The sequence below is a fragment of the Virgibacillus sp. W0181 genome (genome assembly GCF_051846915.1).
GTDB lineage: Bacteria > Bacillota > Bacilli > Bacillales > Amphibacillaceae > JBPYCR01.
This window is the reverse complement of the sequence record NZ_JBPYCR010000046.1, coordinates 1-23,923: the sequence shown is the minus strand read 5'-3', so window position 1 is coordinate 23,923 and position 23,923 is coordinate 1. Positions and strand designations below refer to the sequence as shown.

The following is a 23,923-nucleotide window of genomic DNA, read 5'->3' as shown; positions in this document are numbered from 1 at the left end:
TTTGTCTGTTAGTTGTAAGATCTTTTCGTTTTGTTTATAATTCATGATAGTCCTCCTTGGTTTGTTTAAGGGTCCTTTTGCTAGCTAGCTGCGGACACCTCGTATCATACCAAGGGGACATTTTTTATTCAATCCTCATTTTGCTTCATTACAGGAATGCTTTCTTACTTTTTAAGAAAAGAGCAAGCGTCCTAGGGCAACATCCTGGGACTGCGCTTAAATGCTCATCCGACCGAAAAGAATTGTACGTCGAAGCTAGCAGCTATGCTTAAAAATATCCGTTCTTACCTCATCAAGAAAAAGCACCTGCTCTCTATTTGAGAACAGGTGCTTTTTTGGGTGGGTGATATAAATCTATCGGTCATCCATTAATCAAGAATTGTTACGTTAACGTTTCGTACACCCCAGCTGTACGCTTGATCTTTTGTCGGCACATGAATATCAATTTTGTTTCCATTAATTGCTCCGCCAGTATCTGCGGCAATTGCTTCTCCATATCCTTCAACATGTACTTTTGATCCTAGTGGAATGACATTTGGATCAACTGCAATGACTTTCGCATTCGGATTGCTGTTTAAGTCAACACCGGTTGCAGTAATTCCACTACAGCCTGTACATTTCGCCGTATACGCTGTTGCCGAAACCGATATTGTCTTTCCGTCTTGCTTTTTAGAAGCTGTTTTTTCTTCCTGCTTTTTCACCTGCTTGCTTTGTGTACTTTCTTTTGCTGCAGATGTTGCTTCTGACTTATCGTTCGTTTCATTTGTAGTTTTTTTAGCTTCTTTTGCACTTTCTTTATCTTCACTATTATCTTTAGCTGCATGTATAGTTAGTTCTTGTCCGATCCCAATAATGGAAGATTCAAGCTCGTTCCATTCTTTTATTTCTTCCACTGTTACGTCAAACTCTTTTGCTATGCCCGATAACGTGTCTCCTTTTTCTACTACATAACTCTCGTACATAACAATCGTTTGTTTTGGCTGAATAACGGTTGTGGCTAATTGGTTAATCTCTACCAATTCCTCCACGCTCGTATTATGCTCTTCTGCTATATTCCAAAGGCTGTCCCCTTTTTGTACTTCATACTCTGCTGCCGACACGCTTGTTGCTGCTGTACCGACGATCATTCCACCCAGAATAAATGCTGCAATCTTTTTCATAGGTAGTTTCCTCCTTCAAATTCTGACATTGCCTAGCATAACATAAGGGTACAGGCAATGCAGTTACAGACAAATTAAGTGTCTATTACAAGCATTACCAAATTACCAATGATATATTACAAGTTTTATAGAAATGTTACAAAGCATCTTCGCTATTTTGCATTCGCTGATTTATATATGGGAAGTTTCATGTAGAAACACCCCGGCGGAACTGATCCGACAATGATTTTCCATTAGAAAAAACGCTGCCACTCTCCTTTGATTCGGAAAGCAACAGCGTATTATTTTTACAATTTCATCATTTACTTGACGATCGATTATCTTTTACGAAGAAGGAGAGAAATCCCGATTAGAAGAACAAACAAAGATAGCGCACTAGATGTTATAAACAAGTAATCATAACCATTCTTCATTGCAGAAGCAACCATATTAGCTAGAACTTCCCGTAAGTCCGGATCGGCAATTTGCTTAACTTGCTCCATTACATCGCCAAAAGTTTTTTCGCCCTCTGTACCAACTTGTGCCTGAATGGCTTCTTCGCTGTTTGCATGGTTTACAACAGCCTCCGCATTTTTCAAGCCCCCGGTAATTAAACTGGCAAAGATTGTTGGGAACAATGTAAGTCCCACTTGACGGACGAGTGATAATGTTCCTAGTGCGGAACCGTACTGATTTTCCTTTGCACTTTCCCCTGCAAGCACGTTTAATGGTGCACCAAGCAATATACCAAGGCCAACACCTGCAAACATACTTGCAACCAAGAAGGAGCCAAAATCATCAACCCATATAGGGAATAACAGAAAGCCGACTGCACCGATTATTCCGGAAAAAACAATGGTGCGGATAGCTCCATACTTGTCTGTTAAAAAACCGCCAAGACCTGCACCAATTCCTGAAGCAAGTGCAAGAGGCGTTAGCCAATATCCCGCACTTCCTGCAGGAACATACAATACGTGTTGTACATACGAGGGAATATATATGATCCCTGCTAAAAACCCTCCCGACAACAGGCCTAATAGCAAGGTTAATTGAAAATGAGGTTTCGTTATTAACGAATAGGAAATGATCGGGTCACCCCCGCGCTTTTCCAACCTGCGCTCATGAAAAATAAGCCATATCAAGAGCGCCGCTCCAATAATAAAAAAGGCTACCGTAGAAGAATTGGTAATACTGTTTAGTATGGCGGTACTATCTATTTCCGTGATCGCATACATAAATGCTAATATTCCTAATGACAAAAATACAGTTCCTTTAAAGTCCAATGGTTTTACTTGAGAAGCTGCTGTCTCTTCTATTTTTAACAGTCCGAAAACAATTAAAAAAATGGCAATCGGGATATTGATCAAAAACATCCATTGCCAAGAACCGGTAATGCTTAAAATAAACGCTCCTAAGTTGGGGCCAATTACCGCCGAAAGTCCATGCATACCACCCAACAGTCCAAGCGCCTTCCCTTGTTTATCTTTCGGCAATGTTGCCAATATATGGGAACTACCAATGATAAATATACCCCCGCCACCAATTGCCTGGATGAACCGGGCCACGAGAAGAAAAATAAAATTAGGACTTAATGCAACTAGCAATGACCCGAGGCCAAATAAAGCGATCTCAATTACGAAAAGGCGCTTTCTCCCAAAGTTATCGGATAATTTCCCGATGATTGGAACACTAATGGCGATACCTAACGTATATAACGTTACTGTCCACGCGCCCCACGTTGGATTGACCTCAAAAGCATCATATATCGTAGTAAGTGCCGTACTAATGATGCCATTGTCTATGCCTGCCATAAATACACCTATTGTAAACAGGGCGATCGGCCATTTTTGAGAAACTCTGGTATTTTGTGCCATATTTATCAACTCCAAATTATTCCAAATGCTATACATTCTTCTTTATATATAGGATTGAAAAAGGACTCTAGGAATGGGAGTCCTTTTTCAAAACAAAATTATTTAACTTGTTTACAGGAACAGACATACCTCAAATATCTCTTCTCTACTGAATCATCGTTCTTTATTCAAATATACTAGTTAATTTATTCAAAAGGTCCTTAAAAAAGTTGCTCACCTTTTCCCAGAATCCTTCATCAATATCAATATTCAGATCACCGAGCTTATCTTTTATCGTCGATGTAATGTCTTCCAATTGGCTTTTCACCTTGTCAAAGTCAATGTTTAGATCGCGCATTTTTTCAAATAAATCAATTAGTAATTGACGGTCTTCTTCACTTAATGATATTTCCAATTTATCGAGTTGCTCTTTAACAATTTGCTCGACTTCTTCTTTTGTTGCCGGATTCTGATCCGCAATTTCTTTTTTAATTTCCGTAAGCAGTTCCGTTACCTTTTCCTGTGTCATGCCCTCTTTTTCAGCTAGGTCTGTTGCCACATCAAGTTCTTCATTGGCAAGCTCCATCCGTTCCTTGTCAAGCATCTCTCCTTCTGCATCATACGCTTTATAAATCCCTGTCAAAGCGGAATGGCCGGTTACTTTAACTGGAGATGCAACATCAACCGTAGCATTTTCCACACCGGCTGTTAGCAACGCATTGGAGTACATTTCACTCGTGACTTGCGTAATATTTTCCGGTGTTACAATGTTTATGACGAGTCCAGCACCTTTTTCTTCCCGTACAATTTTAGCGGAAGAAAACATTCGTGAATTCGGATCTCCATCAATATACTTTGCCGCATCCTGGCCGGTTACGGAAAATTCTTTCACTGCATCCGGGTCGGTTACCTCAAGTAAATCACGTACTTTCGCTTTTTGGTCATCGGATAGTGTATCACCATACACAACAATCGGAACACCAAGCTTTTCATTTATTACTTCATCATCTTTACCGCCATCATCTGCCAAAACCGGTATAGACATCCCAGCTAGGAAACCGAATATTAATAAAATCAATAAAGAAATTCTTGCCATTTTTTTCATCTTTACACTCCTTTATTCATCATGATTTTTATTCCATTCTGCACTTTTACCTTATACCAATGTATGCTTGTACGACTTCATTTAATCATCCGTTTCGTTGTTTTGTAATAACCAATTTCATTATGGCTCCCATGCTTTTATTATAAGTGCGTGTTCAAAAACGAGGATAAAAAGTGCAAAGATATTCAAGGCGGCGTAGCTTTGAGCACCGGGCTTGTACAGGAGGTACTGACTTCTATGTTGCCCACACGACGTGGGCGGTTTTAATAGAAGTGCCTTAACCACATGAGGAGCAGAAAAGCAAGCCAACGCGGAAGATCAAAGCAATTTTTACCGCACTTTTTGAACAACATCTATAAAAATCATTACTTAGATGATACCATAATCTGCATAGTAAGCATATTTGTTTTAAATTTTTATTAGAGCAGCTATACTTAAAGTAGCGAAGTAATTTCAGAAAGAAGCGTGTATATTATCCCATATCAACAGGATCTTGTTAAACGTAATGTTGTCATTATGTGGGTTGCTAATTTTTTCGTTGCTGGAAGTATGACGATGGTACTTCCATTTATTTCATTGTACATTGAATCGTTTGGAAATTTTTCTGATTCCTATGTGCAAAATTGGTCCGGATGGATTTTTGGTATTACCTTTGTAACAGCTTTTCTTTTCTCACCTATATGGGGCCGAATCGGTGATAAGTACGGCCGGAAAAATATTTTAATTATGTCTGCGACAGGTCTTGCAGTGTCTGTATTTTTAATGGGGTTTGCCACTACGGTTTGGCAGCTTTTTTTATTGCGCTTATTTATGGGGATATTCACCGGTTTTATCCCAATGTCACAAGCATTGATTTCCACACAGACACCCAAAAAAATTGCCGGTAAAGTGCTCGGTACACTACAGACCGGAAGTGTTACAGGGATGCTGATGGGACCGTTGCTCGGTGGAGTGTTCGCCGACGCGGTTGGCTATGGCGCAACATTTAAATGGGTGTCAATTACCATTTTCCTATCAGCAATTATTGTTTTATTTGGTATTAAGGAAATGCAAATGAATGTTTCTAGTGCCGTGGAGAATAAACAATACTCCAGTAAAGAAGTGATGCTCCACATTTTTCAAAAACCGGTTCTTTTTGTTGTGATGCTCATGTCGGCGCTAGTACAAATCGCCCATTTCAGCATTCAGCCAATCCTATCTTTATACGTAGCAGAAATAAATGGCCCCGCAAATATAGCCTTCTTCTCTGGCATGGCTTTTTCCGTTGCCGGACTTGGCAATTTAATTATGGCGAGGCAATGGGGAATGTTAGGGGATCGAATTGGCTATATTAAAATAATTATTTCTCTTTTGTTTGTTGCTGGTATTGTTTATTTTCCTGCCGCCTTTGTAACGAACATTTGGCAGCTAATTGTACTCCGTCTTATTTTAGGCACGGCCATTGGTGGGATCGTTCCGCTTCGAATAGCTTATATTCGACAGGAAGCGCCTATGTCCATGCAAGGAGAAGTGCTTGGCTACAATACGAGTTTGCGATTCTTCGGAAACATTGTCGGCCCTGCGCTTGGTGGCATGTTGGCAGGCTTTTTTGGATTTTCATCTGTTTTTTACGTCACAAGTGCTTTACTTGTGATCAACGGAGTCATTATGCTCATCATCTGGTATCGCCATGAATATACAGAAAAAGTCCCAACATACTCAAAATGAGGATTGAATGTTGCAAGAGTAATTTCTTAAAAGCTTGTACCCTCATCATGTAATATCACATATGCACAAATATTGATTTGCGTATTCGGATATGCTAAAACAGACACAGTTCTAATTTTATTTAGAAGGTATGTGATAGGTTGGGTATTGTTATTATCGATGTATGCGATGGAAATTTGATCACTACATTAAATATAGAAGAAATATTGGAGAAGGAATTTCCTGAAGTAGCAGTTTTGATGAATGAATGTTTATCTTATTGTGGCTTATGCGCCATTCGGCCATACGCCCTAGTAAATGGCAAACGCGTGATTGGCAAAACACCTGAGGATTGCTTAAACAATATTAGAGCTGCAATTAAAGAAGAGCTGGCTGTTTTTATGTAAACAGTCAGCTCTTTTGTGTTTTAAAGAATAAAATGAATATCCGGATGATTAATATTGCTCCCTTATAAGCTTGCTCGTAATATAGCAACTGCGTCTGAACGATTCAAGGCTTTAAAATTTCCGAATTCCGGTTGGACTTTTTCCGCTTTATCCGCAATCAAATTAATTGTGCTTTCTGTAATGCCATATTCGGAAAGCTTCGTTGGTGCACCCCAATTCTTCCATAAAGCTCGCAACGCGTCAATTCCCTCTTGCGCTGTTTCCAGATCCGTTTTTCCGGTAGCATCCACATTAAATACTTGAACGGCCAGTTGTTTGAACCTGTACGTATTTGATTCATCCAGCACATAATCCATCCAGTGCGGAAATAAAATTGCCATCCCGCCTCCATGTGAAATATCGTGAACAGCCGAAACGGCATGATCAATGTGATGTGTTGCCCAATCACCCATATATCCCATATTCAACATGTCACTTAAGGCGATTGTACTGGCATACATGACTGTTTCCCGCAATTCATAATTTTGGAGATCAGAAATAAGCTTTGTTCCAGTTTCTTTCATCGTCCGTAGTATGCTTTCACAAAACTGGTCTTGAATAGGCGTATTTTCTGTATGATTAAAATAATGCTCCAATACGTGAGACATCGTATCGACTGTGCCATTTACCGTTTGCTCTTTTGGAACGGAAAATGTGTACGTCGGATCAAGAATGGCGAATTGGGCATGGGAGAAAGAAGAACCCCAGCCTAACTTTTCTTTTGTTTCCCAATTGGATATGACTGAACCTCTGCTCATTTCGGCACCTGTTCCGGAGATCGTCACGACCGAACCATAGGGAAGACCATCTGTCGCTCGAACTTTTTTCGTAATTATATCCCATACATCAGCTTCTGCCTTAGCTCCGACAACGATGGCTTTCGTACAGTCAATAACACTTCCGCCACCAACTGCGAGTACAAATTCGATCTTCTCTTTTTTGCAAACATCCACTGCTTTTCTTACTGTCGTTACGCGAGGATTCGATTCCACTCCCGGAAATTCGACTACTTCGGCATTGATTTCGTTCAGCTGCTCCATCACGTCATCATATACACCGTTTTGCTTGATACTGCCTCCACCGTATACGAGCAGCACTTTTTTCCCGAATTTGGATACTTCTTTCGGAAGTCTGCTAATTTGTCCTTTTCCAAAAAGGATTTTCGTAGGGTTGTAATACATAAAAGCATCCATTACAAAAACACCCTCTCTAGCTTACTTTGTGTCCAATTATCGTAACACTTAATTACCTAAGTAAACGATCGCATCCATTTCAATCAGAACATCTTTTGGCAAACGACTTACTTCGACAGTCGCCCGTGCTGGATATGGCTTTTCCAAATAAGACCCGTAAAGTTCATTAATGGTTGCGAAATCATCCATATTATTAATAAAAATCGTGAACTTTGCGACTTGGGCAAAAGAAGCACCTGCTTCTTCCAATACCGCTTTCATATTTTCCATTACTTGCTTCGTTTGCTTTTCGATCCCGTCAACAACTTCCCCTGATTCCGGGTTTACCGGTATTTGACCGGATACGTATAAGTAATCTCCTGCCTGAATAGCTTGTGAATATGGCCCGATTGCTGCCGGGGATTTGTCTGTATAAATTTCTTTTACCATGTTTGTTCCTCCTTTAATTGTGTGCACCCGAAACGCGGGTGAATTTCTCCAAGTATCTCAGATAAAAGTGTGGAAGAAAAAATTCCTACCAAAATTGTGTATTATACCTAATTTACCACACGATAATCCGAACACCCTTTTCAACTATTTTCATAATACAAAATAACTTCTTTTGTCTTCTTCCATAATAACATTTCTGCCGCTTCCATTGCTCGTGTTAAGGTCATTTCTTTTGGTTTTATAGAATGAATTTCCGTAAAATAACTTTTAAGGCGGTTATCTTCATCGGAAATTGTTCCTGACAATAAGATGACTGGGACATTATGTTTGTTTGCCAATTCCCCAACGTATCCTGGCGCTTTCCCGTACAATGTCTGTTCATCACTTTTCCCTTCTCCGGTAATGACAAGATCCGCATCAGCAATTTCACGTTCCAATGAAATAGCATCGGCTACTAGCTTGGCGCCTGAAAGCAACGTTCCTCCCATCGCCATAAAGGCAAAACCAAGTCCACCGGCAGCACCTGCACCGGGTTCATCTGCTAATGAAGGCGAAAGAGCGTGCGCATCAAGCAGTTTGCTGCTATAACTTTTCAAAGCATCATCCAATTGTTTGATTTGCTTTTCGGTTGCTCCTTTTTGCGGTCCAAAAACAACGCTCGCACCATTTTTCCCGTACAATGGATTTTCAACATCACTGGCAACCTGAATGTTACATGCTTTCAGCCGTTGATCAAGCTTGGATAAATCAATCGTGTCAATTTGCAAGAGTCCTGAGCCAAGTATGGGCACGAGATTCCCTTGTCGGTTGCTCATTTTCGCACCGAGTGCTAGAAGCATACCGAATCCACCATCGTTCGTTGCGCTACCTCCAAGTCCAATAATAAATTTTCGAAGACCTTTATCTAAAGCATGACGAATGGCTTCCCCTATCCCATAAGTAGTCATTTGCAACGGGTCTCGCCTATCTTCCGTTATTAGAGGTAAGCCGGCAATAGTAGCCACTTCAATTACAGCCGTATCATGATGGATTACGCCAATAGTTGTTTTTATTCTATTTCCTAATGGCCCAGTGACATGAATTGGCAGGCGCTCTTGACTGGGCACAGCAGTGAGCATCGCATCCAGTGTTCCCTCCCCGCCATCGGCCATTGGTTTTGGTATGACGGAGCAGGAAGGCTGAACTTCTTTTACTGCCCGCTCCATAGCGATGGCAGCTTCCACTTGTGTTAGACTTCCCTTAAAAGCGTCTGGTGCAACGACTATTTTCATGGAATCATTCCTCTACTCCAACGTTTTTTTAATAAATTCGAGCAATCGTCCATCATATTGTTCTGTTACATTTTTATATGCTTTAATATGCCCGGCATCCGGTACAATCCATAACTCCTTCTCTCCGCCGGCTGCATCATAAAGCTCATGCGCCATTTCCAGCGGGACAAGCTCATCTTTATCGCCATGAATAATCAATAAAGGACGTGTGTTTTTCTTTACTTGTTCCACTGCAGAGGCTTCCCCAAATGTGTATCCAGCGCGTAACTTTGTAATGCCACTTGTGATATCCAGCAATGGAAAAGCGGGCAAGCTATATAAATGTTTTAATTGATGGGCCAACTCTTCCTTTACAGTCGTGTACCCACTGTCGGCAATTATTCCTTTCACTTCCCCGGGAAGCTCCTCCCCGCTTGTCATCAAAACAAGAGAGGCTCCCATCGAATTTCCGTGCAGAAATATATTTGTCACCCCGTGTTCTTCAATTAACAAATCAATCCACTTTTTATAATCAAGTCGATCATGCCAACCATACCCAATGTAATCACCTTCACTTTTACCGTGTCCTCGGGCGTCTGGCATTAAAATATCGAACCCTTGATCATAATAAAATTTAGCAAGTTCCCCCATATCATATCATTGCTCTCTTTTCGGTAACCATGCGCCAGGATAACAGCTCTTCCCGTCGGTTGTTCATTTTCAATAAATTGAGCTTTTAATTGTAAATCATCATAGGAGGTCATTTCTAGAACGTCCGGCTCTTGTTCTTTAAACCATGTTTTTGCTTCTGCTAAAAGCGTTTGATCTTCGGCAGCCGCTTTAGCATTTACAGCGGTTGCCTCTTTATGCAGTTCTACCTCAACCCCTCGTTTAACACTTTCACTATAAAAATAATTACCGGCAAAGATAGCACTCAACAGGAGTATTGTTGCAATCACTAAGGCGCTTATTTTAATTAACTTTCGCATTTCTTCCCCTCATTCTACTCTTTTTCTATTTCGATATTGTCAGATAAAATTATTGCAAAACAAAAGCTTCCCGGTATTCCAGTACATCACGAACGTAATAAATATCTCCGTAGCATGCGTTGAATTTAGCGGATCCTTCTCGCAAGCATGAATAAATCGACGGATCTGATGCTTTTTCATACATTTCTCGGGAAAATTGAATCGCTAGTTCCTGCGTATATTTCCCTGTATGTTCATTTGCATAAGTAATGAATCCCCTGCCAAAATTGTAAGATTGGATGGCAAGTTCCAAGTCACCATCTGCAGCCTTTAGATTTTCCGAAAAATAATAAACTCCTTGCTTGATAGAAAGCGCTGGTTCATTAATACAGCCAATCTTGCCACAATGACTCTCCGATGATTGCATCGGATCGTTTCCCCATCCTCCTGACTCTTGCATCATCATCGCCAGCAGCACTTCCACATGATCACTTACACCATATTTCTTTGCGTATGTATCCACCAGAGGCTTATACTGAAGCACTTTATCGCTAATTATCGGAGAAGACTTTATTTCCACTAGTTCGGGCTGATCTTTTGTTTGGGAGAAGTGAACGACCGAAATCCCAATTAGTACAATGAATAACCCTGCTGTAATCATAAATGTTTGTTTAATTGCTGTTTTTGTTTTTCGATTCATTCTATTCCCTCTGTTTTATTGAAAAATCGATGTGTTTTGTTGTATGTTTGTAACTACAAATTTCCTTGGGGTAAAAACTTAATCAATACCCCGACAACAGCACCGTAAATAATATGTCCACCTATCCAGTAGACCATAGCAGCAAGATCGGTTACGTCAGGTGTGCGTTCGGAAAAAGATGTTGTAAAAAAAAGAATTAGGCCAATGACCGTATTAATTATAACATAATAGTTTACTTGAAATTGAAGACTTAATTTACTCAATACATAATATAGAATAAAAACTAGCGCAACCGATACAAGCACGTGCAACAAAAATTCAACTGTCTCGCACATGTCCCGTTCATTGACAATCGGAATATAATCCACATTCAATAAAAGGGTATATACTTTTTTCCCTGTGATGGATTGAATACCCTTTAAAATGACTCCCAACAAGAAACCCGATACGACCCCCGTCAGCAGCAATTTTATATATAGTTTCATAGATTTTCTCCATTCGAATTTGTGAAACGGCGGGGAAATTGCTTGAATACCCTTCATTTTTCTGGCCTTCAATCGCTCTTTTGTTTGAATAACTCTTTTTCCCGCCATTTTCCGTATCTATAGTAAAGTGCAGCAACGCCACTACTTACAATAAAACTTGAACCCATACCGAGCGCTATTCCTATTTCACCATATAGGGAAGCGAATAACGCAGTCAACGGATAGCGAAGCACCCAGAATGAAATAATATTAAGCACAAGCACCTGATACATTGCTCCTGACGCGCGAACGATTCCGTTTAAAATAAAATTGATTCCAAGAAACGGAAAGCAAAAAGCCATAATCCGTAAATACATAGTCGCAAATGCAACTGCTTCTTCTTCCTGAATAAATAAGCGTACGGCATGCTCGGCACTAATAAAAATGAGAAGTCCAATCAGCAACATAACGGATAAATTGTACAACACACCATATTTTGCAATCGAACGAACGCGGTTCCAATTACGTATTCCGATATTTTGGCCAGCCATACTGCTCACTGAAGTTCCCAATGCATGTGCCGGAAGCATTAAAATGCTGTCTAGCCGCTGTGCTGCACCAAATCCTCCAACGACGGCACCACCGAAAACCGTAACGACACTCATTATCGCAGCAGAACCTGCGGAAATAACACTCATCTGCAAGCCGGACGGAATTCCTAACTTCAAAATGAGGCCAACTTCCTGCCGTTTTGGCAAAGATGGAACCGTAAAAGGAGCAAGTTTACGATATAACACATAGATAAGCCCATAAATAAATGCTATCCCCTGTGCAAGTATCGTCGCAACTGCAGCACCCTTGATTCCTAAATTGAATCCGGAAATAAGTAGTGGATCCAGTACAATATTTAAAGCCACTGCCAGCATAACAAAGCGTAACGGTGTTTTACTGTCCCCAAGCGCGCGCAGTACCGTACTGATAAAATTGTAGCCGAACAGAAATAAAATTCCGATAAAATTAATTTGCAAGTAGATCGTTGCAGATCCCAACATTTCATCCGGTGTCCCGAGTAAATTGAGTAGCGGCTCAGCAAGCAGAAAACCGGAAGCACTTAGCAGGATTGAAATTGCAATTAATATCACGACAAACGCATTTAAATATCTTGTCAATCCTTCCGTGTCATTTCGTCCCTTCTGTTGAGATAAAATCGCCAAAGCAGCATTATTCAATCCGATAACAAAGGATAAAATGGTAAACACAATGACACTTGAAACTGCAACAGCCCCAAGTGCGTTTGCTCCCAATAAGTTTCCGATCCATAAACTATCCACTACTTGGTAAGACGTTTGTAACAAATTAGTCAGCATAATTGGACCAGAAAAAACGATGAGTTGTTTTAATATATTGCCTTCCGTAAAATTATGTTGCTTTTGCAATCTTTGCCAACCCTCTCTTATATATCTGCTATTATTTTAACATGAACACTATTTGAATACATGCTTCTCTTTCGATAACTGACGGTAAAAGCTGTTTTAAAATTTTGGATGGTTCTTCTATGTCTTCAATCAAGGTTTTTAGATTGCTGTAAAATAGGTGAACAACGCTACAGCTGTTGCCAGTCTACCATTCATGGTATGATTTGTTTACATAAATGACTGTTAAATTTTTAGTTGCAAACTACTATCAATCTTACATAATGTACATTTAGTGTACATCGTGCCATCGTCGGTAACCCGTCATATCATTCCAAATTTCCGTTTAATTTGAACTTGTCAGGAAGGATGTTCTCTTTGGTTAAATCTTCACTATTTAAAAACTTTTATTACGGTTGGGTGATTGTCTTTATCGCCGGATTGGGCGTCTTTTTTTCAGGTCCTGGGCAAACTTATTCCAATTCCGCATTTATTGACGAGTACATAAGAGATTTTGGTTGGTCACGCTCACAAGTGTCAGGAATTTATTCAGGGGCTACGTTGGTTGCCGGATTATTAATGATTTTTGTAGGTAGATTCATTGATCGTTTCGGGCAGCGAGCCATGATGGTTTCTATTGGATCCGTTTTCGCGGCTGTATGCTTTTTTAATAGTATGGTATCCAGCATATGGATGCTCGCCATCGGCTTCTTTTTCGTCCGACTATTAGGACAAGGAAGTATGTCACTTATCCCTAATACATTGGTCGCACAATGGTTTATTAAAAAAAGAGGTTTGGCCATTAGCATTATGACGTTGGGAAGCTTTGTAAGTGCTATGACTTTTCCATTAGTAAATACGTGGCTCATTCAAACGTGGAACTGGCAGTTTGCTTGGCAGTTTTGGGGTGCCCTTCTAATACTTATCTTTGTGCCTATCGCGCTATTTGGGGTCCGCAATAAACCGGAGGAGCTCGGTTTGGAACCAGATGGCTTTTCCGATAAAAATGACTTCAATCAACACTGGTTAGCAGGAAGTTCCATTGTGGAAGCGGAACAAGACTGGACATTAAATGAAGCGATGAAAACGAGAGCGTTTTGGGCACTGCTTATTTGCGTAGGTATTCCTTCTCTCGTTAACACAGGGATTACTTTTCATATTATATCAATTTTCGGAAGCAACAAATTAACGCCGGAAATTGCAGCAATCGTATTAAGCCTGATGGCGATCATTGGCATCCCAATGTCATTAGTGTCAGGAATAATTACGGATAAAATCAAATCAAATTATTTGTTAATCATTATCTTTTTGATTGAGATCGCTTTGCTACTCTTGCTAATTGTTACGACAAATACCGTTATCGCTGTTTTATTCGGCATTCTATGGGGAGTGGCAAATGGGCTGGAACGAATTGGTATGAATGTGATCTGGCCGAATTACTTCGGACGGAAATACATCGGCAGCATCAACGGCGTTGGTGTTACTATGATGGTACTTGGTTCAGCATTTGGGCCATTGCCATTCGGAGTCGGTTTTGACGTGTTTCACAGTTATACACCCGTTTTATTAGCTACGTTATTTTTCCCTGCCCTTGGCCTTGTTGCTGCTTTTATCGCGAAAAAACCTATGAAAACAGAATAACCGTGGTCATCAAATGAATAAAAAATGTGCTTAGGCAAAAAAGATACCTGAGCACATTATAATCGTTCCCCTTTTTTCAGTCTTTCGATAAATTCATTTAAATCTTCCTTCTTCACTCGCCAATGCCGGCCTATTTTAAATCCGGGAATTTTATTGTCCTGAACCAGTTTATATGTGGTCATTTCACTTAATTGTAAATACTCGGCAACTTGCGCCACCGTCATGATCTCTTTTGTCATAAGGAGTCCCCCAAACGATTAACATAACATCATCATACCACAAAAATGTTCAGCTTCAACAAAGATTATAGTCAAATATACTCCATTATAAAAGAATCTAGCAAACTATACTCAAAATGACACTTTTATTAAAGTGGGTATGAAATTGGAGGAATCAGGCGGTTTAGCTAGGAAAACAATGATGGATGCGTTTTCTTGCCATTTGGCGGTTTTGCCGATCTGTGCTATGATCTGTTTTGTTGATAAAATCGGATAATAAAAAGCAACATATATAAGAGGTGTACAAATGAACGTTCAGCAATTAAAACAACAATGGTTTGGAAATATAAAGAGTGATATTTTAGCCGGTATTGTCGTCGCCTTGGCATTAATCCCTGAAGCGATTGCCTTTTCTATTATTGCAGGGGTTGATCCAATGGTTGGATTATATGCATCCTTTTGCATTGCCGTCATTATTTCCTTTGTAGGCGGACGCCCGGGCATGATTTCCGCTGCAACCGGCGCGATGGCATTATTAATGTTGCCACTTGTAAAAGAACATGGGCTGCAATATTTATTAGCAGCAACGATTTTAACCGGTGTGATCCAATTTTTGTTCGGTGTTTTTAAAGTCGCAAAAATAATGAAATTTATTCCGAGAGCTGTGATGATCGGTTTCGTCAACGCATTGGCGATATTAATTTTCATGGCTCAAGTTCCACATTTTCTTGGCATATCGAATGCTACGTATCTTTTTGTAGCTATTACCTTGGTCATTGTGTACGTATTACCGCGATTTGTAAAGTCCATTCCGGCTCCGTTAATTGCCATCATTTTATTAACGAGTGTCGCGATTTATGCAAATGTTGATTTACGTACCGTTGGGGATTTAGGAGCTATTTCAAGCACCTTACCGGAATTTTTTATTCCTAACGTACCATTTTCATTGGAAACGTTGGCCATTATTTTTCCATTTTCATTAGCTCTCGCAATCGTCGGGCTGCTAGAATCACTTCTCACCGCTTCGATTGTCGATGACATGACGGATACAGAAAGTGATAAAAATAGAGAATCAAGAGGCCAAGGATTAGCAAACATCGCCACTGGATTTTTTGGTGGAATGGCGGGTTGCGCCATGATTGGTCAATCTGTTATTAACGTTAAATCAGGCGGGCGCGGCCGGCTGTCCACGTTTGTAGCCGGCGCATTTTTAATGTTTCTCATTATTGTACTTGGCGACCTGGTTGTCCAAATACCGATGCCAGTACTCGTTGGGATCATGATTATGGTATCAATCGGTACGTTTGATTGGTCCTCATTTACGTATGTTGTTAAAGCACCGAAAACAGATGCAGCAGTCATGCTTGTTACGGTTGGCATTGTCGTTGCAACTAGCGATTTATCCAAAGGTGTCATTGCCGGCGTGATTTTGAGTGCGGTTTTCTTTGTTGCAAAAATATCAAAAATACACGTTGATAAACAAATAGAGATTGACAGCAACACACTTGCCTTCACCGTAAATGGACAGCTGTTCTTTGCATCTGTCGAAGATTTCACCAATGCTTTTGATTTTACCGTGAAAGACAAAACGATCGAAATAGACTTCACCAATGCACACATTTGGGATGATTCTGCCGTTGGAGCGATAGATAAAGTCGTATCGAAATACCAGGAAAATAATAATCGGATTACATTGAAGGGATTAAACTCCTCGAGCAAAAAAATTATTGATAAGTTAGCTGTGCATCACGTATAATCAATGTAATTGCGAGCGATTGAATGGAAGGGGTGCAACGATGTATAAAAAAATTCTATTGGCCTTTGATGGCTCTGAGCATTCTTTACGAGCGACTGATGAGGCAGCTAAAATCGCTTCACTTGGGGAAAAAAGTATCGTGGAAATTGTACTAGTAGCCGACTTTTCCAAAGCAAAAAGTGATATCCTCCATTCACAAGGCAAGGATGAATTAGAACTTTCCCGGCGAAAGAAACTGTTACCTGCAGAAGAAAAATTAACAGCAAAAAACATATCTTTTGAGATTAATATTTTACACGGAGAGCCTGGTCCAACTATTGTTGATTATGCAAACAAAGGTGATTATGACCTACTTATCATTGGAAGTAGAGGACTAAACACGTTGCAAGAGATGGTATTGGGGAGCGTCAGCCACAAAGTAGCCAAACGCGTTGATTGTCCTGTGCTGATTGTGAAGTAGCTGGTATTTGTTCTGCTTAATTGAAATGTGCCCTACAGGGTAGACTATATTTAAATTGTCTATTCTATAGGGCACACTTCAATTATTTGTTTTCAATTCTTTTAGTTAGGAAAGCTTTATCTTCAGTCCATCGCTTTTATGCAAGGCTCCCTGGCTAGTAATTCACTTTATTTTCATCATAAAGATGTACACCTCAACCCTTACTATTAAACAAGTATTCGACGATTTGATCCATAGCGGAAACATTATCCGTAACTAAAAATACCGGTAAAAGCATAATAGTAAATACAACTGCTAAATTAGCAACGAAAAATTTAACAAATCCATCTAAAACATTCTTCAATGGGAACATCCCCTTTCTGAATTTGTAGTCCGATTTTAAAATAATTGCCTTTATATTGCAATAATTATTCAATAATTATAATAATAATCTCACATGTATTATTCACGTTTTTAAGCTATTTAAAACATTAAAAAGGCATCTCTAAGCCAGAAAGTTAGACTGACGAAACACCTCTTACGACAAGCTTGATCTATTATTTATGAGAATTCGGGAAAGGTCGTGAAATAAATGTAGTTTTTACATTCCAGCTCATGGAATATACTCGCTTTCACCTATGCTGATACAAGTGCGACATCTACTCAAGCTCACTCTGTTCACTCTGATGTCTTCTACGCCGCACACGGAAGGCGAAACATATTCCGGGCTCAACGTTTAAGTCATCTATTCTTGTGAGTAAAGCTAACTTTTCCAGTAGACTCCTCTCACTTCCCGAAGGAGTCAGGCATATTCCATTCGCTAAAATTCCGCATCATTTTAACTTCCCGCACGTTAATCCGAACACCCTTTTTATCGTTCTCCAGACGAGAAAAGCCTCACTTCAATTTTGAGAAGGGCGACAATCCAAAAAGAAAATGGGGGTTGAATCACCTTTGGAAAAGGGATCGCTGTTGCCGCCTCAATTGTCCAGCTGTTTTTGAACAGCATCGATAACAGACACTATTTAAACCTCATAAATTAACTTATAAAATAGGAACAAATGTTTGGAACCTTGTTAAATATTGTGTATAATATAGGTAAGCTAAAGGGGGCAGAAAAATGCTTGTACATAAAGCCTATAAATTCAGATTATACCCGACAAAACAACAAGCCGTCCTGATTAATAAAACGATTGGCTGCACCCGTTTTGTGTTCAATCATTTTCTCTCAAAATGGCATAATACATATCAAGAAACCGGACAAGGACTGTCTTACGGGAAGTGTTCCGCCCGGCTTCCGGAATTAAAGTCTGAATTCCCCTGGCTAAAGGAAGTTGACAGTATTTCACTCCAATCATCTTTGAGAAATCTCTCTGTAGCCTTCGACAATTTTTTTCGTAAACAGGCAAACTATCCACGCTTTAAGTCTAAGAAAAATCAACTCCAATCCTATACAACGAAGTACACCAATGACAATATCCGGATAACCGGGAATAGACTGATACTGCCTAAATTGGGTGTCGTTAAATTCGCTAAAAGCCGGGAGGTTCATGGACGTATAATAAACGCTACAATTAGGCGAAAGCCGAGTGGTAAATATTATGTGTCCATTCTTGCTGAAACAGAGGTTGAGAAAATGACCAAAAAACACTCTACTGTTGGCATCGACCTCGGTCTAGAAAATTTTGCTATTCTGAGTACAGGTGAAACGTTTGGCAACCAGCGATTACTAAACAGGCTCGAACATAAATTAATCAAAGCGCAGCGTATCATGAGTAGACGAACGAAAGGTGGTGCCAACTGGCATAAAGCACGCATTAAGGTTGCATGCATCTATGAAAAGCTGACAAATGCACGCATGGATTTCCTGCATAAACTATCATCCAATATCATCAAAAGCCACGATGTCGTTGGACTGGAAGATTTGCAGGTAATGAACATGCTTAAGAATCACCGTTTGGCTAAGGCAATTAGTGATGTTTCCTGGTCAACATTCAAAAACATGCTGACATATAAAGCGGAGTGGTACGGCAAACAAGTCGTGATCGTATCGAAGACCTTTCCTTCTTCTCAGCTTTGTTCCAATTGCGACTACAAAAACAAAGACGTTAAGAACCTCAGCGTTCGTGAATGGACATGCTCCAAATGCGGCATCCATCATAACAGGGACATTAATGCGGCCAAGAATATTGAAAAAGAAGCGATAAGACTAAACACAACCGTAGGGACTGCGGGGCTAGCCTAATTAAAACTGACCATAAGGTCGGTGTTCTTAGGAATCCCCCACTTCAAACAATCCATGGATTTTAAGTGGCGGGTCGTTCAAATGCTCAACAACTCCCGCACATCATCCTCAGAAAGACTCGACAGCATTGACTCTCCGGGCTGGATAACTTGATCAATCAATTCACGTTTTTTCTGCTGGAGTTTATATATTTTTTCTTCAATCGTTCCTTCTGTAATAAAACGAATCACTTGAACAACTTTTTTCTGCCCGAAGCGGTGGGCTCTGCCAGTCGCTTGATCCTCTACAGCCGGATTCCACCATAGGTCATATAAAATAACCGTATCAGCACCAGTCAAGTTCAACCCTGTACCGCCGGCACGCAATGAAATGAGGAAAATGCTTTTTTCCCCGTTATTAAAGCGTTCGCTCATTTGCACACGTTCCTCTGACGGGGTTCCGCCATGCAAATAAAAATAATCGATGCCTTCCTCACGTAGTTTTTCAATCATAATCTCATGCATGCTCGTAAATTGAGAGAAAATGAGCATTCGCTTGCCATTCGCGATGGAGCTTTTGACTGTCTCCATCAATTGTTCCAGCTTGCCTGATTTCCCTTCATAGTTTTCGATAAACAATGACGGGTGGCAGCATATTTGCCTTAATCGGGTGAGGCCGGCAAGTATTTTCATTCGATTTTGATTAAAACCACCGGCTTGAATTGATTCCGACGCCTCCTGCTGCAATTGACGCAAATAACCGACATACAGATTTTTTTGATCATTCGTCAGCTCGGAAACATGTACGGACTCAATTTTTTCCGGTAACTCTTTCAATACGTCTTCTTTCACTCGTCGTAAAATAAACGGCCGTGTAATCGAAGCAACTTTTTCATGGGCTAATTGTTTGAAGTCGCGCTGGTTCGGCATAAGACCTGGCAAAATAACTTGAAAAATCGCCCAAAGCTCATCAATAGAATTTTCGATCGGTGTGCCACTAAGCGCAAACCGGTGACGTGCTTGAATTTCCCGAACTGCTCGAGACGTTTTCGTTGCATAGTTTTTAATAAATTGTGCTTCATCTAAAATTAATGTTTGAAATTGAATTGTTTTATATAATTCGATATCCTGTCTTGCCGTTGCATAGGACGTGATCCATACATCAGCAGATCCGCTCTCCTGGATTCGCTTTTTCCGTTCTTCCGGTGCTCCAGTCAATACAACTACATTCAAACTGGGAGCGAATTTGTTGCATTCGTTTTTCCAATTGTAAAGCACGGATGAAGGCGCAATGACAAGATGTGGATGATCACTCGGTTCAGACAATAGATAGGCGATACTTTGCAGCGTTTTGCCTAGCCCCATATCATCCGCTAAAATCCCGCCCAAATGATATGCGCTCAATGATTTAAACCATTGATAACCTGCTAGCTGATAACTGCGCACAGATGCCTCCAATTTGTCAGGAAGGGCATACACTTGCTCTTCAGGCGCCTTTAATTGATGTAAAAGCTTGCGAAATGATGGATCGTAATTTTTCTGCGTATCGATCAGTTCATCTACTTGCGTACTGCGATAAACCGGCATTTGGATGTGGCCATCTGCCATATCCGCATGTCGAATATCCATGTCATCAAAAAACTGTTGCATGGATAGAAATTCTTCGCCTTCCAAGGAAACGATTGCCCCGCTATTCATTCGGTAATAGCGTTTTCTTTCGACTAAGGCTTGTAACATTTGATTAACTTCATCGTCATCGACCCCGTTTATATCGAAGCCAATCTCCAATAAATTAGCATCTGAATCAACGCGTACATTCGTACTTGGCGTCGGCTCATGCTCAACGAACAGCTTACGCACGTCTGAAGTTAAGAACAATTCGACATGATCAGCAAGCTTTGGCAAGATGGTATATAAAAAGTCATACAATTGCGCTTCATCTGCCTCGATGTACAGTTCTTTTCCATTATAGTGGAAGTTTGCATGCTCAATTAATTGCATGATTTGCTGTTCTTTTTTAATATCGTGGATAATCATGACGTCTTTTTCTTCATTACCGTTAAAAGGGTCGATTTCATAGCTGCCATAATGGTATTTCAAATCCCCGACAATCGTGTCCGCTTTTGATTCCAAATATAGCTTTGCCTTTAACGGGGTTTGAATAATTTCCTCGGATACTTTTTCAGCAATGGTAACGTCCCCGACATCATTCAATACTGGAAGAACCTCCGACAGAAATACATCTGCCTGCCCCTTTACGATCGGCAATTCATGATCTTTCATTCCGAGTTTTGCAATTTGTTCAAGAACTGGAATTTGTGCTTTCTCCGGAAAATAAAAGGTCCCTTCAGAGAACAAAATTTGATAGTCTTTTAAATACGTCCCGGAAACGTCTTTCATCTCCAGCATTAAATCATTGCCAGTATTTTTTGTTAAGGAAAACTGAAACGGCAATGCCCCTTTTTCCAACTGCACAGATGAAAATTGCTTTACTTCCGTTACTACAGTGAAGTTTCTGTCAGACAACTTTTCAAGTAATTCATATACAAGCAACGGTGGAATAACAATAAATCGATCACCGTGACTTTTTTCATAAAAGGCTGACATCGAATAACTGCTTTCATAAATACGTTCGTTACGTAAAAAGGAATGCAGCATCTCAAACACTTCTACATCCTGCTGTAAAAAATAATGATTATCCGGATGGTACGTAAATTTTTTTGTGAAGTAATGTTCTCTGCCTTGCAATGCATTTTCTAAAAACTCTTCTGCATCGCGTACAACATAGCATCTTTTTGTACCGGTTTTAATCTCCATCAGCATTGTCTGATCATACGCCCATTTACAGTAAAACTCCACTTGCATTGGCATTTTATCAGTTAATACGTCTAATTCACTCTGTTCAGCAGTTGCCGTGATCGCCTGAATAAAACGGTTTGTCGTTTGATAACTTAGACCTGGTTCAACTGTATTCGAGCGGTTCGCAATACCAAAAAGCACCGCGACAATATGCTTGCATGAACCATACGTATCGAAAGCCGGACAGTCGCAATAAGCCTTAATCGTTCCATGATGAAAATTACTCATGTTAATTTCAACAAAATACGCTTCAGTTCCATGGACAGTAGCAGTCCATACATCGTAATTCATATCAAATAATAAATCATTTACTTGGTCATTTTTATAATAAGCCAGTCCCCGCTTGTAAACAAGGGACGGAAACATGTGTTGAATGCTCGCTTCACGTATCGTTTTCAAAACGAAATACCCTACTTTCTGCTATATGTTTAATGTTCTATTATAACCGAAATTCTCTGATTTGTTAAATGAAGCAAGTAAAGTAAAGAAAAGCTTAAGCGCCCTGATCACCCTCAGGCATAGATTAAGCAAGAAATCGTAGTGGCGGTTATTGCCACGAAGAGTTATCGCTTAAGACCTCGAGGGGCTGGGCGCTTAAGCTAGACAGCTATGCGCAGAATTTTATGCCTTCCTCTTAGCCAACAAAACAACTTCAAGAGGTCCTCACCCTTTTTTGTGCCTTTAGAAAAATATAGCCATAAAAAACGAGCGACATCAAAACCGATCCGGCCGAGGCAAAATAGATAACCTGGTAATCAAACATGAAGGCAAGCTGCCCAAATACCATTGCGCCAATACCTACTCCTAAATCAAAAAATGAAAAAAAGGTAGCATTTGCTATTCCTTTTCGATTATCAGGTGACTTGTCCACTGCCCAAGCCTGCAATGCGGGCTGTATACTGCCAAATCCCAGTCCATACAATCCTGCAGCTACCAACATAACGGGCGTATTCGGCAACCAGGCAAGCAGCAACATCGCTATAAAAATAAAAACCGCACCTGGCGGAAACACGTAAGAATGACCAAAACGATCGTATATTTTCCCTGCGAATGTGCGAGATAACATTAAAAAGGCAGCAAAACAAAGGAAGTATAATTCGATTCCGTCAATCCCCTTTTCTGCCGCATATAGCGGAAGGAACGAAGCAATTCCACCAAAGGTAACGGTAATGAAAAATAGTAAAAAAGCTGGCTCAATTGCGCTCTTTTCAAAAATATCAAATTTAACCGTCGTCGATTTATGCGGTGATTGCTCGACTTTTTTATAACGGATGATGACGGAAAATAAAAATGCAATGAATCCGAGACCGGCACAAATTAAAAATAATTGCATAAACGATATCGCACCAACAAGCGTCAGGCCGAGCGACGGACCTATAGCTAAGGCTAAATTACCGGATAACCCAAAATAGCCCATCCCTTCCCCGCGCCGTTTGGGCGGAATAAGATCTGTTGCAATCGTTCCAGTTGCCGTCGTTGAAAAGCCCCAACCAACCCCTTGCACAATTCGCATAATAAATAAAAAAATAATGCTTGCAGCAAAAGCAAATGAGCCAACGGAAAAGACAAATAAGCTCAATCCAATCATATATACAAGGCGCCTTCCTTTATTATCCAACGCATGGCCGGCATAAGGTCTGAATAGCAATGCAGAAAAAGTAAAGACACCGACGATAAGTCCAATTAATTGATCACTTCCACCCAACTCCTTTACGAATAACGGAAGCGTTGGAAGCGTCATTTGAAAGCCTAAAAATATAAAAAAGTTTGCAAAACAAATAAGGATGAAATCTCGTGACCAAATTTTATCCTGCGCTGATCCCATTTGTCCTTGCATACCTGTTTTCGAATTCATAGGAATATATTCCCTTCTTTCCTTACTCGAAATATATTATACATGACTTGATAGACGTTTAACATTATTGTGTTTAGTTATTTTCTTATGTATAGCAGCGAATTATTATTATCTTCCTTGAGGCCCGGGAGTTTGACACTTAGATAATAATAAATTGACTCAAAAGCCTTTCATGGCTTTATTTTTTTGTCAAATTCACAATATAATTATTGAGTACTATTTAGTACTATGATAAAATGGAGGCAATACATAGGATTTGAGGGGTTTCATGCGTATTAAAAAAAGTG

21 protein-coding genes are annotated in these 23,923 nt (G+C 40.1%); 6 read left to right on the top strand and 15 right to left on the bottom strand.

Annotation, left to right across the window (positions count from 1 at the left end; all coding sequences use genetic code 11):
* Positions 1-368: 368 nt before the first annotated feature.
* From ACLIBG_RS14295 to ACLIBG_RS14285, 3 genes are all read right to left on the bottom strand, one after another.
* Positions 369-1,160 carry a LysM peptidoglycan-binding domain-containing protein gene (locus ACLIBG_RS14295; RefSeq protein ID WP_439313439.1) on the bottom strand — a complete coding sequence of 264 codons (792 nt, stop codon included), beginning with the start codon at positions 1,158-1,160 and terminating at the stop codon, positions 369-371.
* A gap of 317 nt (positions 1,161-1,477) precedes the next feature.
* Complete coding sequence (locus ACLIBG_RS14290) at positions 1,478-3,019, bottom strand: MFS transporter (protein WP_439313441.1); 1,542 nt, start codon at positions 3,017-3,019, stop codon at positions 1,478-1,480.
* Between the two features lie 157 nt (positions 3,020-3,176).
* The gene (locus ACLIBG_RS14285; RefSeq protein WP_439313438.1) at positions 3,177-4,097 is read right to left on the bottom strand and encodes a DUF1002 domain-containing protein; all 921 of its coding nucleotides are present in this window, start codon (positions 4,095-4,097) and stop codon (positions 3,177-3,179) included.
* Positions 4,098-4,613: 516 nt separating this feature from the next.
* Between ACLIBG_RS14285 and ACLIBG_RS14280 the strand changes: the two genes are divergently transcribed.
* A complete protein-coding gene (locus ACLIBG_RS14280) occupies positions 4,614-5,804 on the top strand; it encodes an MFS transporter (protein WP_439313440.1) in 1,191 nt (396 codons plus the stop codon).
* 140 nt (positions 5,805-5,944) lie between these two features.
* On the top strand, positions 5,945-6,190 hold the full coding sequence (locus ACLIBG_RS14275; protein ID WP_439313437.1) for a DUF1450 domain-containing protein: 246 nt from the start codon (positions 5,945-5,947) through the stop codon (positions 6,188-6,190).
* Between the two features lie 62 nt (positions 6,191-6,252).
* On the opposite strand, the gene ACLIBG_RS14270 is transcribed toward ACLIBG_RS14275, so the two are convergent.
* The 8 genes from ACLIBG_RS14270 to ACLIBG_RS14235 all read right to left on the bottom strand — a co-directional run bounded on the left by ACLIBG_RS14270 (position 6,253) and on the right by ACLIBG_RS14235 (position 12,669).
* Positions 6,253-7,422 carry an iron-containing alcohol dehydrogenase gene (locus ACLIBG_RS14270; RefSeq protein ID WP_439313436.1) on the bottom strand — a complete coding sequence of 390 codons (1,170 nt, stop codon included), beginning with the start codon at positions 7,420-7,422 and terminating at the stop codon, positions 6,253-6,255.
* Between the two features lie 48 nt (positions 7,423-7,470).
* Positions 7,471-7,851 (bottom strand): RidA family protein, encoded by a 381-nt coding sequence (locus tag ACLIBG_RS14265; protein WP_439313435.1) that lies wholly within the window; start codon positions 7,849-7,851, stop codon positions 7,471-7,473.
* 140 nt (positions 7,852-7,991) lie between these two features.
* A complete protein-coding gene (locus ACLIBG_RS14260) occupies positions 7,992-9,122 on the bottom strand; it encodes a glycerate kinase (protein WP_439313434.1) in 1,131 nt (376 codons plus the stop codon).
* 12 nt (positions 9,123-9,134) lie between these two features.
* Complete coding sequence (locus ACLIBG_RS14255; protein ID WP_439313433.1) at positions 9,135-9,704, bottom strand: alpha/beta hydrolase; 570 nt, start codon at positions 9,702-9,704, stop codon at positions 9,135-9,137.
* The gene (locus ACLIBG_RS14250) at positions 9,704-10,090 is read right to left on the bottom strand and encodes a hypothetical protein (protein WP_439313432.1); all 387 of its coding nucleotides are present in this window, start codon (positions 10,088-10,090) and stop codon (positions 9,704-9,706) included. Before ACLIBG_RS14250 ends, ACLIBG_RS14255 begins: the two co-directional genes overlap by 1 nt.
* A gap of 49 nt (positions 10,091-10,139) precedes the next feature.
* On the bottom strand, positions 10,140-10,769 hold the full coding sequence (locus ACLIBG_RS14245) for a lysozyme family protein (RefSeq protein WP_439313431.1): 630 nt from the start codon (positions 10,767-10,769) through the stop codon (positions 10,140-10,142).
* 53 nt (positions 10,770-10,822) lie between these two features.
* Positions 10,823-11,254 (bottom strand): hypothetical protein, encoded by a 432-nt coding sequence (locus tag ACLIBG_RS14240; RefSeq protein ID WP_439313430.1) that lies wholly within the window; start codon positions 11,252-11,254, stop codon positions 10,823-10,825.
* A gap of 68 nt (positions 11,255-11,322) precedes the next feature.
* Positions 11,323-12,669 carry an MATE family efflux transporter gene (locus ACLIBG_RS14235; RefSeq protein ID WP_439313429.1) on the bottom strand — a complete coding sequence of 449 codons (1,347 nt, stop codon included), beginning with the start codon at positions 12,667-12,669 and terminating at the stop codon, positions 11,323-11,325.
* A gap of 345 nt (positions 12,670-13,014) precedes the next feature.
* Here ACLIBG_RS14235 and ACLIBG_RS14230 point away from each other — a divergent pair, with 345 nt between their 5' ends.
* Positions 13,015-14,286, top strand: a complete 1,272-nt coding sequence (locus ACLIBG_RS14230) for an MFS transporter (RefSeq protein WP_439313428.1) — start codon at positions 13,015-13,017, stop codon at positions 14,284-14,286.
* 56 nt (positions 14,287-14,342) lie between these two features.
* Here the strand turns inward: ACLIBG_RS14230 and ACLIBG_RS14225 are convergent, their stop codons facing one another.
* Entirely contained in the window at positions 14,343-14,525 is a 183-nt protein-coding gene (locus ACLIBG_RS14225; RefSeq protein ID WP_439313427.1) for a helix-turn-helix domain-containing protein, read from the bottom strand.
* A 286-nt stretch (positions 14,526-14,811) separates the two neighbouring features.
* On the opposite strand from ACLIBG_RS14225, the gene ACLIBG_RS14220 reads away from it, so the two are divergent.
* Complete coding sequence (locus ACLIBG_RS14220) at positions 14,812-16,260, top strand: SulP family inorganic anion transporter (RefSeq protein ID WP_439313426.1); 1,449 nt, start codon at positions 14,812-14,814, stop codon at positions 16,258-16,260.
* Between the two features lie 40 nt (positions 16,261-16,300).
* A complete protein-coding gene (locus tag ACLIBG_RS14215) occupies positions 16,301-16,720 on the top strand; it encodes a universal stress protein (protein WP_439313425.1) in 420 nt (139 codons plus the stop codon).
* 193 nt (positions 16,721-16,913) lie between these two features.
* On the opposite strand, the gene ACLIBG_RS14210 is transcribed toward ACLIBG_RS14215, so the two are convergent.
* Positions 16,914-17,063 (bottom strand): hypothetical protein, encoded by a 150-nt coding sequence (locus ACLIBG_RS14210; RefSeq protein WP_439313424.1) that lies wholly within the window; start codon positions 17,061-17,063, stop codon positions 16,914-16,916.
* Positions 17,064-17,819: 756 nt separating this feature from the next.
* Here ACLIBG_RS14210 and tnpB point away from each other — a divergent pair.
* Positions 17,820-18,944, top strand: a complete 1,125-nt coding sequence (gene tnpB, locus ACLIBG_RS14205; protein WP_439313423.1) for an IS200/IS605 family element RNA-guided endonuclease TnpB — start codon at positions 17,820-17,822, stop codon at positions 18,942-18,944.
* A 77-nt stretch (positions 18,945-19,021) separates the two neighbouring features.
* Here the strand turns inward: tnpB and ACLIBG_RS14200 are convergent, their stop codons facing one another.
* Complete coding sequence (locus ACLIBG_RS14200) at positions 19,022-22,180, bottom strand: SNF2 helicase associated domain-containing protein (protein WP_439313422.1); 3,159 nt, start codon at positions 22,178-22,180, stop codon at positions 19,022-19,024.
* A 253-nt stretch (positions 22,181-22,433) separates the two neighbouring features.
* Positions 22,434-23,636, bottom strand: coding sequence for an MFS transporter (locus tag ACLIBG_RS14195; RefSeq protein WP_439313421.1), 1,203 nt, complete (start codon positions 23,634-23,636; stop codon positions 22,434-22,436).
* Positions 23,637-23,923: the final 287 nt, after the last annotated feature.

What these genes read in the sequence shown, in the direction of transcription:
- ACLIBG_RS14295 (WP_439313439.1), bottom strand. Translation starts at nt 1,160, where the DNA reads ATGAAAAAGATTGCAGCATTTATTCTGGGTGGAATGATCGTCGGTACA.
- ACLIBG_RS14285 (WP_439313438.1), bottom strand. Translation starts at nt 4,097, where the DNA reads ATGAAAAAAATGGCAAGAATTTCTTTATTGATTTTATTAATATTCGGT.
- ACLIBG_RS14280 (WP_439313440.1), top strand. Translation starts at nt 4,614, where the DNA reads ATGTGGGTTGCTAATTTTTTCGTTGCTGGAAGTATGACGATGGTACTT.
- ACLIBG_RS14270 (WP_439313436.1), bottom strand. Translation starts at nt 7,422, where the DNA reads ATGGATGCTTTTATGTATTACAACCCTACGAAAATCCTTTTTGGAAAA.
- ACLIBG_RS14265 (WP_439313435.1), bottom strand. Translation starts at nt 7,851, where the DNA reads ATGGTAAAAGAAATTTATACAGACAAATCCCCGGCAGCAATCGGGCCA.
- ACLIBG_RS14260 (WP_439313434.1), bottom strand. Translation starts at nt 9,122, where the DNA reads ATGAAAATAGTCGTTGCACCAGACGCTTTTAAGGGAAGTCTAACACAA.
- ACLIBG_RS14255 (WP_439313433.1), bottom strand. Translation starts at nt 9,704, where the DNA reads ATGCCAGACGCCCGAGGACACGGTAAAAGTGAAGGTGATTACATTGGG.
- ACLIBG_RS14250 (WP_439313432.1), bottom strand. Translation starts at nt 10,090, where the DNA reads ATGCGAAAGTTAATTAAAATAAGCGCCTTAGTGATTGCAACAATACTC.
- ACLIBG_RS14245 (WP_439313431.1), bottom strand. Translation starts at nt 10,769, where the DNA reads ATGAATCGAAAAACAAAAACAGCAATTAAACAAACATTTATGATTACA.
- ACLIBG_RS14240 (WP_439313430.1), bottom strand. Translation starts at nt 11,254, where the DNA reads ATGAAACTATATATAAAATTGCTGCTGACGGGGGTCGTATCGGGTTTC.
- ACLIBG_RS14230 (WP_439313428.1), top strand. Translation starts at nt 13,015, where the DNA reads ATGTTCTCTTTGGTTAAATCTTCACTATTTAAAAACTTTTATTACGGT.
- ACLIBG_RS14225 (WP_439313427.1), bottom strand. Translation starts at nt 14,525, where the DNA reads ATGACAAAAGAGATCATGACGGTGGCGCAAGTTGCCGAGTATTTACAA.
- ACLIBG_RS14220 (WP_439313426.1), top strand. Translation starts at nt 14,812, where the DNA reads ATGAACGTTCAGCAATTAAAACAACAATGGTTTGGAAATATAAAGAGT.
- ACLIBG_RS14215 (WP_439313425.1), top strand. Translation starts at nt 16,301, where the DNA reads ATGTATAAAAAAATTCTATTGGCCTTTGATGGCTCTGAGCATTCTTTA.
- tnpB (WP_439313423.1), top strand. Translation starts at nt 17,820, where the DNA reads ATGCTTGTACATAAAGCCTATAAATTCAGATTATACCCGACAAAACAA.
- ACLIBG_RS14195 (WP_439313421.1), bottom strand. Translation starts at nt 23,636, where the DNA reads ATGAATTCGAAAACAGGTATGCAAGGACAAATGGGATCAGCGCAGGAT.